We start from the raw sequence: 12141 nt of genomic DNA, 5'->3' as shown, positions 1-12141 counted from the left end.
GGGCCGGGCGGACGTCTAGGCTCGGCTCGTGAAGTCGTTCGAGGAGCTGTACGCCGAGCTGTCCCAGAAGGCCGTCACCCGCCCCGAGGGGTCGGGCACGGTCGCCGAGCTGGACGCCGGTGTGCACGCGATCGGCAAGAAGATCGTCGAGGAGGCGGCCGAGGTCTGGATGGCGGCCGAGCACGAGTCCGACGAGCGCGCCGCCGAGGAGATCTCCCAGCTGCTGTACCACCTGCAGGTGCTCATGCTCGCCAAGGGGCTGACGCTGCAGGACGTGTACACGCACCTGTGAGGGGTCCCGGCCGCAGCCGGACGCACCGCCCACCGACACCCACCGAACCACCCGAGGACACCGTGCTGAGGATCGCCGTCCCCAACAAGGGCTCCCTGTCGGAGCCCGCCGTCGACATGCTCCGGGAGGCCGGGTACCGGCAGCGCCGCGACTCGCGCGAGCTGGTCCTGCCGGACCCGGACAACGACGTGGAGTTCTTCTTCCTGCGCCCGCGCGACGTCGCGGTGTACGTCGGTGCCGGCACCGTCGACGTCGGCATCACCGGCCGCGACCTGCTCATCGACTCCGCCTCGTCCGCGGTCGAGCACCTGCCGCTCGGCTTCGCACGCTCCACGTTCCGCTTCGCCGGCACCGCCGGCCGGCTGACCGACGCCCGGCAGATCGCCGGGCTGCGGGTCGCCACCTCCTACGCCGAGCTCGTGGGCGCCTACCTGCGCGAGCGTGACATCGAGCCCGCCGCGGTCGTGCGGCTCGACGGCGCGGTCGAGTCGGCCATCCGCCTCGGCGTCGCCGACGTGATCGCCGACGTCGTCGAGACCGGTTCGACGCTGCGCGCCGCCGGCCTCGAGGTCTTCGGGGAGCCGATCCTGCGCTCCGAGGCCGTCCTGGTCCGGCGTGCCGACGTGGACCAGCCCGCGGGCCTGGACATCCTCACCCGCCGGCTGCAGGGCGTGCTCACCGCCCGCGAGTACGTCCTCATGGACTACGACGTGCCGCTGGAGCTGGTGGACCGGGCCGTCGCCATCACCCCCGGCCTGGAGTCGCCCACGGTGTCCCCGCTGCACAACGGCCAGTGGGCCGCCGTGCGGGCGATGGTGCCGCGCAACCAGACCAACCGCGTCATGGACGCCCTGTACGACGTGGGCGCCCGCGCGATCCTCGTGACGTCGATCCTCGCCTGCCGGATCTGATGTGACGCCCGACGACGACCGGCTCGACGCACCCTTCCGGCCGCGGCTCGCGCGCGCCGTCACGCTGGGCGTCGCGGTGGCCGTGCTCGCCCTGACGGTCCTGCTCGTCGCCGTCATGCCCGGGCTCTCGCCGCTCGACCAGGTGGCGTTCGTGCTGTTCGCCCTCGCGATCGCGTGGTTCTGCTGGCGGCAGGCCTCCGTCAGCGCGGTCCCGGACGCGACCGGCCTGCGCGTGCGCAACCTCCTGGTCACCACGCACGTGACCTGGGCGCAGATCGTCTCGGTGCGGTTCGGCCAGGGCCGGCCCTGGGTGCAGCTCGACCTCGCGGACGGGGACACCCTGGCCGTCATGGGCGTGCAGCGCGCCGACGGCGAGCGTGCCGAGCGGGAGGCGCGCCGCCTGGCCACGCTGGTCGCACGCCGCAGCGCCACGACCGCCGACGACTGACCCGGCCACGGCCGGATCGGTCCACCGGGCCGGCGGCGCCGCGTCAGCCCGCGGTCACGGCGTGCGCGCCGGCCACGGCCGCCGCGAGGAACGCGGCCGGGTCGGCGTCCAGGCCCCGACCCATGGTCGACAGCCGCACGGGGCACGTGCGCAGGGCGTCCAGCAGCGCCGTCCCCGCGCCGACCCGCACCGCGGTGTGCCGCCCCGCCGGGGCCGTGATCCCGTCCGCCTGCGCCGCGACGCGCGCCCCGAAGGCGGCCCACGCCGCGGGGTCGGGGTCGGCGGTGAGGTCCTGCGGGGTGCCGGGCAGGTCCGGGGCGAACTCCGGCACGACGACGTCGGCCGGGAGCAGCGCCACGCGGCCGTACGCCGTCAGCGAGTGGTGGGACACGCCCAGGTGCCGGTCGCGGGCGTCGGCTCCCGACACGCGCAGCGACGCGACGGGCCGCCCGCCCAGGACACCGGCCGCGTTGAGCGCCTCCCCGGCGGCGACCCCCGAGAACCCCCAGCGCGTGCCCGTCCCGAGGTTGCCGGGCCCCTGCGCGACGACCACGAGGTCGGCGCCGACCACGTGCCGCGCGGCCAGCAGCCCCGTGTGGACGGTCACCGCCTCCAGGTCTCCACCGAACGCCTGACCCACCGTCACGCACGCCTGCAGCCACCCCGCCGAGCGCAGGCCGTCGACCGCGCGGGAGAACCAGGCCGGCAGCGCCCCGCCGTCCGTCATGACGTACGCCACCCGCGGCGCCGGACGCCCGAGACGGTCGGCCGCGGCGCGGGCACCGGCGACCACCGCTGGCAGCGCCGAGTGCAGGTCGGCCACGACCACCGGCAGCCCGGCGAGGTCGTCGGCCTCGCGCAGCACCTCGTGGTGCGCGGACTCCTGGTCGTCCACCCCCAGGACCATCGCCTGCAGGGGCGTGTACCGCGCCTTGACCAGGTGACCGGGACCGGGCAGCGGGTCGGGCACCAACGAGTCGGTGCGGGCGACCACCAGGGCGTACCCGCCGGTACCGAGCCCGCGCAGCAGCGCCGTGGCGTTGAGCAGCACCCGCGCACCCGGCACGACCTCGCCGACGAGGTGCGGGTAGGACAGCGCCCGCACGGTGCGGTCCTCGCCCTCGATCGCCACCGTCGACTCGCACGCGCCGTCCCACCGGGCCCGGCACTCCGTCACGACTCCCGCACGCCACGCGATCACGCACCCACGCTACCGGCGCGGCGGGAGCGTCCCGCGCCGCCCGGGCGCCTCCGGACGACTACCGTGGTGCCCGATGCCCCCCGCGATCCCGCCCGCCGAGCGCCTGCTCAACCTCGTCATCGCTCTGGTGAACACCACCGGGCGCATGACCAAGGAGCAGGTGCGCGCCTCCGTGGCCGGATACGGCGACGCCCGCTCCGACGACGCGTTCGAGCGGATGTTCGAGCGCGACAAGGACACGCTGCGCGAGCTCGGCGTCCCGGTGCTCACCGTGACGCACGCCGGGCACGGCGACGACGTCGGGTACCGCATCGACACCGCCCACTGGTCGCTGCCGCCCATCGAGCTGACGGCCGCCGAGCTGGGGGTCCTGGCTCTGGCCGCCCAGGTCTGGCAGGACCAGTCGCTGCGCGCCGACTCGACGCGCGCGCTGACCAAGCTGCGCGCCGTGGGCACGGCACCCGAGGCCCACGACCTCGTCGCCGGCCTCGCCCCGCGGGTGCGCGCGGGCGGCGAGGCATTCGCCCCGCTCGTCGACGCCGTGCAGAACCGCCAGGCCGTGCGGTTCACGTACCACGCGGCCACCACCGGGGAGGTGCGCGAGCGGCGCGTCGAGCCGTGGCGGCTGCTGGCGCGCCGCGGCGGCTGGGTGCTGCTCGCCCGGGACCTCGACCGCGGCGCCAGCCGCTCGTTCCGCCTGTCCCGCATCCGCGGACCCGTGCGACCGGCGGGAGAGCCCGGCGGCTTCCCGCCGCCCACCGCCGACGAGCTCGCCGACGCCGCGCGGACGTGGGGTGCCGCAGGACCGGAGCAGACGGCCCTGCTCGCGGTCACCCCCGGGCGGGCCGGTGCGCTGCGGGCGCGGGCCACGCAGGCCCCGACCGACGTCACGCTGCCCACCGGTGCCGACGACGTCCTCGCCGGGCGCGACCTGCTGGCGGTGCCGTTCCGGGTCGACTGGGAGCTCGCCGAGGAGGTCGTCGGGTACGGCGACGCCGTCGTCGTGCTCGACCCGCCGCAGGTGCGCGACGCCGTGGTCGGCATGCTGCGCGTCGCCGCGACCCTCGACGCGCGTCCGGCGCACCACGAGGCCCCGCACCGCGCCGACGCCGAGGAGGCACGCGGTGCCTGAGCGCGCGAGCGACCGCCTGGTGCGGATGCTGGGCATGATCGCCTACCTCGAGCGGCACGAGGACGTGCCCGTGGACCAGGTCGCCGCCCAGTTCGGCGTCACCCCCGAGCAGGTCATGGCCGACGTCGACACCCTGTGGGTGACCGGCACGCCGGGGTACCTGCCGGACGACCTCATCGACTTCGACGCGTCCTCCTACGAGCAGGGCGTCGTCCGGCTCACCGAGGGGCGCGGGGTGACGCGACCGCTGCGCCTCGGCCCCCGCGAGGGCGTGGCCCTGCTGGCCGCGCTGCGCTCCCTGGCTGCGCTGCGGCCCGCGATGGACGCCGAGCGCGCGGCCGTGCTGGACTCCGTGCTCGCCAAGGTGCAGGCCGCCACGGGCGACGCGGCCGCGGGGGTCCCGGTGGACGTCGAGCTGCAGGTCGGCGCCGTGCCGGCGGTCGCCGCCGCGGTGGGCGCGGCCCTGTCCGGACGCCGCCGCCTGCGGCTGCGGTACGTGGACGCGTCCGACGTCGTCACCGAGCGGGACGTGGACCCCGTGCGCCTGGTCAGCGAGGACGAGCACTCCTACCTGCTGGCGTGGTCGCTCGCGGCCGACGCCGAGCGGCTGTTCCGTGTCGACCGGATCGTCGACGCCGAGGTGCTCGACGTCCCGGCCGAGGAGCACCCGGTCGCCGCCGACGCCGACGTGTTCCAGCCCGACGCGTCCGGCGAGCTCGTGACCGTCCGCCTGGCGGGCCGGGCGCGGTGGGTCGCCGAGACGGTCCCGGTGGAGCGCACGCGCGAGCTGGCCGACGGGGCGTTCGAGGTCGAGCTGCGTGTGGTGCAGCCGGCCTGGATCCGCCACCTGCTGCTGCAGGTGGCGGACGACGTCCTCGACGTGCGGCCCGCGCACGTCGCGCACGACGTGGCCGCGACCGCCCGCGGCGCCCTGGCGGCCTACGCGCCGCTGCTCGAGACGACCGCGGGGGAGTGCTGACGGTGTTCTGGTTCACGGTGTGGACGGTCCTGGTCCTGGCGACGCTGGCCGGCGCGTTCCTGATCGGCCGGCGGCTGTGGCACGCGGCGGTCGCCCTGGGCCACGAGCTCGCGCGGGCGGGCGAGGTGGCCGACCGCCTCTCCGCCCGCACCGCCGAGCTCGAGGAGCAGGCACGCGCGGCCGGGGTGGAGGTCCGACCGGCCCTCGGGCGTGACCCGCAGGAGCTGCGTGACCGGGTCGAGCTGTTGCGGGCCGTCCGCCGGGAGCACCGGCTGCGCCGCCGGGAGCGGCACCGCGCCACGGTCGCCGATGCGTCGACCCGCTGGTTCGGGTGAGGCGAATCGCTCCCGGACGGCGTGCGGAAGCGCTTCGACTCCGGAGGCCCACCCCGTAGACTCGCCGCAGGACAACGGACCACAGAGGGGTCGTCATGCTCAGGAACGTCAGCGCCGTGCACGTGATCATGGTCCTGGTGGTGGTCCTGCTGCTCTTCGGGGCGAACCGGCTCCCGGGACTCGCCAAGAGCATCGGGCAGTCCATGAAGATCTTCAAGAACGAGGTCAAGGACCTCGCGGACGACGGGCGCCGTGGCACCACGACCCCCGACCCCGTGGTCGACGTCGACCCGGTGACCGGCACCACCACCGGTACCGCCCCGGCCGCCGGTGACGTGCCCCCACCGCCGCCCGCGGCGCCGGCCGCACCGCCGCGCGCCTGACCGGCCGGTGAGCCGCAAGCCCCGACGCGCGGCGGACCCCGGAGCCCGCATGCCGCTGCGCGAGCACCTGCGCGAGCTGCGTCGCAGGATCGTGCTGATCGCGCTCGGCCTGGTGGTCGGCGCGGTCGGGGGATGGTTCCTCTACGAGCCGGTCTTCCACCTGCTCCAGCAGCCGATCCTCGACGCCGCCGACGCCCGCGACGACCGCGTGTCGCTGAACTTCCAGGGCGTGGCGACGGCGTTCGACGTCCAGGTGAAGGTCTCCCTCTTCCTCGCGGTGCTGTTCACCGCGCCCTGGTGGATGTACCAGCTGTGGGCCTTCATCACCCCCGGGCTGACGTCCAAGGAGCGCCGCTACGCGGTCGGGTTCATCGCCGTCGGGGTGCCGCTCTTCTTCGCCGGCGCAGGGCTCGCGTGGTGGGCGCTGCCCAACGCGGTGCGCCTGTTCACCGCCTTCGCGCCCGCGGAGACGACCAACTGGGTCGACGCCCAGCTCTACCTGTCGTTCGTCATGCGGATCGTCCTGGCCTTCGGCCTGGGGTTCCTGCTCCCGGTCGTCATGGTGGCCCTGACCTTCGCCGGGCTCGTCCGCGCGCGCACGTGGGCCGCGGGGTGGCGGTGGGCGATCGTCCTCGCGTTCGTCTTCGCCGCCATCGCGACCCCCACCCCGGACGCCGTCTCCATGCTCGTCGTCGCCGTGCCGATCTGCCTGCTCTTCCTCGGTGCGCTCGGGGTGTGCCTGCTGCACGACCGCCGGCTGGACCGCGCACTCGTCGCGCAGGGCCTGCCGCGCCCGGACGGCACCGTGCCCGACGAGACGACTCCTGACGACGCCACCCGGGACGCCACCGGGCCGGGCGCGCGCACCGACGCCACGCCCGGCACCGCATGAGCACGGTCGGGCTGGTCGTCAACCCCGTCGCCGGCACCGGTCAGGGAACCCGTGTCGGACGACGCGCCCACCGGCTGCTGGAGCGCGCCGGGCACGTGGTCCACGACCTGTCGGCGCCGACGCTCGCGCAGGCCACGCACCTGGCTCGGCAGGCAGCCACGGTCGGGCTCGACGCGCTCGTCGTCGTCGGCGGGGACGGGATGGTGCACCTCGGTGTCGACGTCGTGGCCGGCACCGACGTGCCGCTGGGCATCGTCGCGGTGGGCACCGGCAACGACGTGGCGCGCGCCCTCGGGCTGCCGCGCGCCGACGTCGACCGGGCGGTCGCCGTCATCGACCGTGCGCTGCGCGACGCACCGCAGCGGGTCGACGCGCTGCGTGCCGGCCCGCCCGACGGGTCCCGGGGCACCTGGTGCGCCGGCGTCCTGTCCTGCGGGCTCGACGCGGCCGTCAACGCGCGCGCGAACGCCCTGACGTGGCCGCGGGGCCACGCGCGCTACCTGCGAGCGCTGCCCCCGGAGCTGGCCGCCTTCCGGCCGTACGGGTACCGCGTGCAGGTCGACGACGTCGTCTGGGAGTCGGCGGGCACGGTCGTGGCGGTGGCCAACACGCCCTGGTTCGGTGGCGGGCTGCCCATCGCACCCGACGCGGTCCCGGACGACGGCCTGCTCGACGTCGTGCTCGCGGGACCGCTGACCCGCAGGCAGGCGCTCGGGGTGTTCCCGCGGATCTACCGCGGCAAGCACGTCGACGACCCGCGGGTGCAGGTGCTCCGGGGGCGGCGCGTGCTGGTCGAGCCGGCCCCCGCGCTCGGCCCGGCACCGCCGGTCGCGTTCGCGGACGGTGAGCGCGTGGACGCCCTGCCGCTGCTCGTCGAGGTGGTGCCGGGCGCGCTCGGCGTGCTCCGGTAGCGCACCGCCGGGGCGTGCCTAGGGTGGGCCCGTGCCCCCACGTCGCCGACCGTCCCGTGCCGCGTCCGCCGAGCCCAGCCGGTCCGGCGGCCCGTCCACCGCGCAGCCCCCGCGGGAGCCCGACCACGAGCCGTCGCCCGCGGAGCGGTACGCGGCCGCGCGTCGCCGGGCCGCCGCGGAGCGTGGCGAGCTCGGCACGTTCCGTGCCCGCCTGGACTTCCCGCTGGACGACTTCCAGGTCGAGGCGTGCGCGGCCCTGGAGCGCGGTAGCGGTGTCCTCGTCGCGGCGCCGACCGGTGCCGGCAAGACGGTGGTCGGAGAGTTCGCCGTCCACCTCGCCCTCGCCTCGGGACGCAAGGCGTTCTACACGACGCCCATCAAGGCGTTGTCGAACCAGAAGTACGCGGACCTGGCGCGGGTCCACGGCGCCGAGCGCGTCGGCCTGCTCACGGGGGACACGACCGTCAACGGCGACGCCGACGTCGTGGTGATGACGACCGAGGTGCTGCGCAACATGCTGTACGCGGGGTCGCCGGCGCTGCAGGGACTCGGCTACGTCGTCATGGACGAGGTGCACTACCTGGCGGACCGGTTCCGCGGTCCGGTCTGGGAGGAGGTGATCATCCACCTGCCCGACGACGTGCAGCTGGTGTCCCTGTCGGCCACCGTGTCCAACGCCGAGGAGTTCGGCGACTGGCTGGCGACCGTGCGCGGCGACACCACGGTGGTGGTCAGCGAGCACCGCCCCGTGCCGCTGGGGCAGCACGTGCTGGTGGGCGACCAGCTGCTCGACCTGTACGCCGGGCACGTCGACCCGACGGCGCCCGGCGTCGACCCGCCCATCAACCCGGACCTGACGCACCTCCTGCGGCGCCAGCCGGCCGGCGTGCGCGACCAGCGCGGCCCGCGCGACCGCGGGCACCGGGGACGCGGCGGCCACCGGCACGGGCCGGGCCTGCGCCCGCCGCCGCGGTTCGTGGTCGTCGACGAGCTCGCCGAGGCCGGTCTCCTGCCCGCGATCGTCTTCATCTTCTCGCGGGTGGGCTGCGAGTCGGCCGTGCAGCAGTGCCTGTCCGCGGGGGTGCGCCTCACCGACCCGCGGGAGCAGGCCGAGATCCGTCGCGTCGTCGAGGAGCGGTGTGCCGCGATCCCGCCCGAGGACCTGGGGGTGCTCGGGTACGACGCCTTCGTCGAGGCCCTCGCGCGCGGCGTCGCCGCGCACCACGCGGGCATGCTCCCGCTGTTCAAGGAGACGGTGGAGCACCTGTTCTCGCGGGGGTGGGTCAAGGTCGTGTTCGCGACCGAGACCCTCGCGCTGGGCATCAACATGCCGGCACGCTCCGTGGTCCTCGAGAAGCTGGTCAAGTGGGACGGCAGCGCGCACGTCGACGTGACGCCGGGGGAGTACACCCAGCTCACCGGCCGCGCCGGGCGCCGGGGCATCGACACCGAGGGGCACGCCGTCGTCGTCGCGCACCCCGGGCTGGATCCCGTCCAGCTGGCAGGGCTGGCGTCGCGGCGGCTCTACCCGCTGCGCTCGTCGTTCCGTCCGACGTACAACATGGCCGTGAACCTCGTGGCGCAGGTGGGCCGGGAGCGGGCGCGCGACGTGCTCGAGACGTCGTTCGCCCAGTTCCAGGCCGACCGCGGCGTCGTGGGCCTGGCACGCCAGGCGCAGACGCACGCCGAGGCCCTCGAGGGGTACGCCGAGGCCATGTCGTGCCACCTGGGGGACTTCGCCGAGTACATGACCCTGCGCCGCGCCATCACCGACCGCGAGCGCGGCATGGCCAAGGCGGCGGCGGCCGCACGGCGGGCCGACGTCACCCGCACGCTCGAGGGGCTGCACGTGGGCGACGTGGTCGAGATCCCCGTCGGTCGCCGCGCCGAGCACGCGGTCGTCGTGGACCCCGGTGGCGGTGGCGGGTTCGACGGCCCGCGCCCGACCGTGCTGACCACGGACCGACGTGTGCGTCGGCTCACCGTCGCCGACGTCGGGACGGGCCTGCGGACGGTCGGTCGGCTACGGGTACCGGGACGGTTCGAGGTACGGGTGCCGGCCGCGCGGCGTGACCTGGCCGCGCGCCTGCGCGCCCGGCTGGACGAGCTCGACGTGGTGCCCTCGCCCGCCCGAGGCGGGGGGCGGCGTGCCGAGGCCCGGTCGGCGGCCACGGAGGACGCCGAGCTCGCGTCGCTGCGGCGCCGCCTGCGCGCGCACCCCTGCCACCGGTGCCCCGACCGCGAGGACCACGCGCGCTGGGCGGAGCGGTGGGAGCGGCTGCGTGACGAGCACGCCGCCCTGGTGCGTCGCATCTCGGGGCGCACGGGCTCGATCGCGGCGGTGTTCGACCGCATCTGCGACGTGCTGGGCACCCTGGGCTACCTCGCCACGGACGACACCGGGGCGCTGCGCGTGACCGACGACGGCCGCTGGCTGCGCCGCCTGTACGCGGAGAACGACCTGGTGCTCGCGGAGTGCCTGCGACGTGGCGTGTGGGACGAGCTGGACCCGCCGGGCCTGGCCGCGGCGGTCTCCACGATCGTCTACCGGTCGCGCCGCGAGGAGGACACCGAGCCTCGCGTGCCCGGGGGCCCGGACAGCCGGCTGGGCCACGCGCTCGACGCCGCGGTGCGCGCGTGGTCCGAGCTGGAGGACCTGGAGCACGGGGCGCGCCTCGACACCATCCAGCCGCTGGACCTGGGGCTCGTGGAGCCGATCCACCGGTGGGCCGCCGGGCGCAGCCTGGATGCCGTGCTGCGGGGGACCGACCTGGCTGCCGGTGACTTCGTGCGCTGGTGCAAGCAGGTCGTCGACGTGCTCGACCAGGTCGCCGGCGCGGCGCCGACGGAGCGGCTGCGCACGACGGCGGGCCGGGCGGTCGCGGCCGTGCGTCGTGGCGTCGTGGCGTACTCGGCGGTCTGAGGCCCGCGGCCGTCGCCGGTGTGCGGACCGCAACCGGCCCGCCGTGGCCCTATCGTGTGCTGATGTGAGCTCGACCCTGTACCGGCACGGCGTCGTGCACTCCCCGGCCGACCCCTTCGCCGAAGCGCTCCTCGTCGAGAACGGGGTCGTCGCCTGGCTCGGCTCCGACGACACGGCCGACGGCCTGGTCGCCGGCGTCGACGAGGTGGTCGAGCTGGGCGGTGCGCTGGTCGCGCCCGGTTTCGTGGACGCGCACGTCCACCTGCTCGAGACCGCCCTCGCGGCGGCCGGGCTCGACCTGACCGGCGCCTCCCTGCCCGCCGTGCTGGACGCCGTCGCGGCCGTCGCCGCGCGGCGCGGGGCGGGGGACCGCCGTGTCGTGCACGGCACCGGCTGGGACGAGGGCGCGTGGCCCGAGGGTCGGGCGCCGACCCGGGCGGAGCTCGACGCCGCCGGGCAGGGTCTGCCCGTGTACCTCGCCCGCGTGGACGTGCACTCGGCGGTGGTGTCGAGCGCGCTGGCCGACCTGGCCGGCCTGCGGGACCTGCCCGGGTGGTCCCAGGACGGCCTGGTGGTCGGGGCCGCGCACCACGCGGCCCGCGATGTTGCTCTCGCGGTCGACGCGCAGGAGCGCACCGCGCTGTACCGCGACGCGCTGAGGCGGGCGGCGGCCGCCGGGATCGTGGCGGTCCACGAGCAGTCCGCGCCCCACGTCGACACCCGTGACGGCCTGCGTGAGCTGCTGACGACGACCGCGGACGCGGCGTCCGCCCTGCCGCTCGTCGTGGGCTACCGCGCCGAGGCGTGCGTCACGGTCGACGACGCACGCGCGCTGCTGGCCGACCTGCCCGGCCTGACGGGCATCGGCGGCGACCTCAACGTCGACGGCTCCCTGGGCTCGCGCACCGCGGCCCTGCGGCACCCGTACGCCGACGCGCCGGGGACGTCCGGGACCCTGCACCTGACCGCCGAGCAGATCGCGAACCACGTCACGGCAGTGACGCGGGCCGGGTCGCAGGCCGGCTTCCACGTCATCGGGGACCGCGCGCTGGACGAGCTGCTGCTGGGGATGCGGGCCGCGGCGGACGTCGAGGGCTCGGCGGCGATCGCCGCCGCCGGCCACCGCGTCGAGCACGCCGAGATGGTCGACGCCCACTCGCTCGCGCAGATCCTGCTGCTGGGCCTGCGGCTGTCGGTGCAGCCGGCGTTCGACGCGACGTGGGGCGGCCCCGGCGGCATGTACGCCGCACGGCTGGGCCGGGGAAGGGCGGCAGCGCTGAACCCGTTCGCCGACCTCGCGGCCGCCGGCGTGCCGCTCGCCCTGGGATCGGACACACCCGTCACCCCGTTCGACCCCTGGGGTGGTGTGCGGGCCGCATCGGCGCACCACCAGGCCGACCAGCGCATCAGCGCGCGGGCGGCGTTCCGGGCCGCGACCCGCGGCGGATGGCGGCTGGCAGGGCTCGACCACAGCGGTGCCGGTGAGCTGCGGGTCGGTGCGCCCGCGCACCTGGCGGTGTGGCAGGCCGAGCACCTCGTGGTCCAGGCGTCGCGCACGTCGACGTGGAGCGCCGACGCGCGTGCCGGGAGCCCGTTGCTGCCGGACCTCGGCCCCGACGAGCCCGCGCCGCGCTGCCTGCGCACGGTGCGCGCAGGTGTCGTCCTGCACGACGCGCTGGGCTGACGCGGCCGCCGGCCTTCGGTCCGGTGGGGTCCGTGACACACCGCGCCGGC

12 protein-coding genes are annotated in these 12141 nt (G+C 76.1%); 11 read left to right on the top strand and 1 reads right to left on the bottom strand.

Annotated elements, in window-relative coordinates; all coding sequences use genetic code 11:
• Positions 1-28 precede the first annotated feature (28 nt).
• The 3 genes from J1G43_RS10225 to J1G43_RS10215 all read left to right on the top strand — a co-directional run bounded on the left by J1G43_RS10225 (position 29) and on the right by J1G43_RS10215 (position 1651).
• Entirely contained in the window at positions 29-292 is a 264-nt protein-coding gene (locus tag J1G43_RS10225) for a phosphoribosyl-ATP diphosphatase (RefSeq protein ID WP_207370423.1), read from the top strand.
• A gap of 62 nt (positions 293-354) precedes the next feature.
• Positions 355-1203 (top strand): ATP phosphoribosyltransferase, encoded by an 849-nt coding sequence (gene hisG, locus J1G43_RS10220; protein ID WP_207342258.1) that lies wholly within the window; start codon positions 355-357, stop codon positions 1201-1203.
• 1 nt (position 1204) lies between these two features.
• Positions 1205-1651 (top strand): PH domain-containing protein, encoded by a 447-nt coding sequence (locus J1G43_RS10215; RefSeq protein ID WP_207342257.1) that lies wholly within the window; start codon positions 1205-1207, stop codon positions 1649-1651.
• 43 nt (positions 1652-1694) lie between these two features.
• On the opposite strand, the gene J1G43_RS10210 is transcribed toward J1G43_RS10215, so the two are convergent.
• On the bottom strand, positions 1695-2852 hold the full coding sequence (locus J1G43_RS10210; protein WP_207342256.1) for a DUF3866 family protein: 1158 nt from the start codon (positions 2850-2852) through the stop codon (positions 1695-1697).
• A 73-nt stretch (positions 2853-2925) separates the two neighbouring features.
• Here J1G43_RS10210 and J1G43_RS10205 point away from each other — a divergent pair, with 73 nt between their 5' ends.
• The 8 genes from J1G43_RS10205 to J1G43_RS10170 all read left to right on the top strand — a co-directional run bounded on the left by J1G43_RS10205 (position 2926) and on the right by J1G43_RS10170 (position 12091).
• Positions 2926-3984 carry a YafY family protein gene (locus J1G43_RS10205; RefSeq protein ID WP_207370425.1) on the top strand — a complete coding sequence of 353 codons (1059 nt, stop codon included), beginning with the start codon at positions 2926-2928 and terminating at the stop codon, positions 3982-3984.
• A complete protein-coding gene (locus tag J1G43_RS10200; RefSeq protein ID WP_207342254.1) occupies positions 3977-4963 on the top strand; it encodes a YafY family protein in 987 nt (328 codons plus the stop codon). Before J1G43_RS10205 ends, J1G43_RS10200 begins: the two co-directional genes overlap by 8 nt.
• Before the next feature lie 2 nt (positions 4964-4965).
• On the top strand, positions 4966-5298 hold the full coding sequence (locus J1G43_RS10195; protein WP_207342253.1) for a hypothetical protein: 333 nt from the start codon (positions 4966-4968) through the stop codon (positions 5296-5298).
• Positions 5299-5393: 95 nt separating this feature from the next.
• A complete protein-coding gene (tatA, locus tag J1G43_RS10190; RefSeq protein WP_207342252.1) occupies positions 5394-5681 on the top strand; it encodes a twin-arginine translocase TatA/TatE family subunit in 288 nt (95 codons plus the stop codon).
• 49 nt (positions 5682-5730) lie between these two features.
• A complete protein-coding gene (tatC, locus tag J1G43_RS10185) occupies positions 5731-6573 on the top strand; it encodes a twin-arginine translocase subunit TatC (protein ID WP_207378395.1) in 843 nt (280 codons plus the stop codon).
• A complete protein-coding gene (locus J1G43_RS10180; RefSeq protein ID WP_207342250.1) occupies positions 6570-7484 on the top strand; it encodes a diacylglycerol kinase family protein in 915 nt (304 codons plus the stop codon). The genes tatC and J1G43_RS10180 overlap by 4 nt, the downstream gene beginning before the upstream one ends.
• 31 nt (positions 7485-7515) lie before the next feature.
• Positions 7516-10407, top strand: coding sequence for an RNA helicase (locus J1G43_RS10175; protein ID WP_207370427.1), 2892 nt, complete (start codon positions 7516-7518; stop codon positions 10405-10407).
• 64 nt (positions 10408-10471) lie between these two features.
• Complete coding sequence (locus tag J1G43_RS10170) at positions 10472-12091, top strand: amidohydrolase (RefSeq protein WP_207370428.1); 1620 nt, start codon at positions 10472-10474, stop codon at positions 12089-12091.
• Positions 12092-12141: the final 50 nt, after the last annotated feature.

The sequence above is a fragment of the Cellulomonas sp. zg-ZUI22 genome (genome assembly GCF_017353535.1).
Taxonomy (GTDB): domain Bacteria; phylum Actinomycetota; class Actinomycetes; order Actinomycetales; family Cellulomonadaceae; genus Cellulomonas; species Cellulomonas wangleii.
Note: the sequence above shows the minus strand (reverse complement) of the source record. Positions and strands in the feature narration are given on the sequence as shown.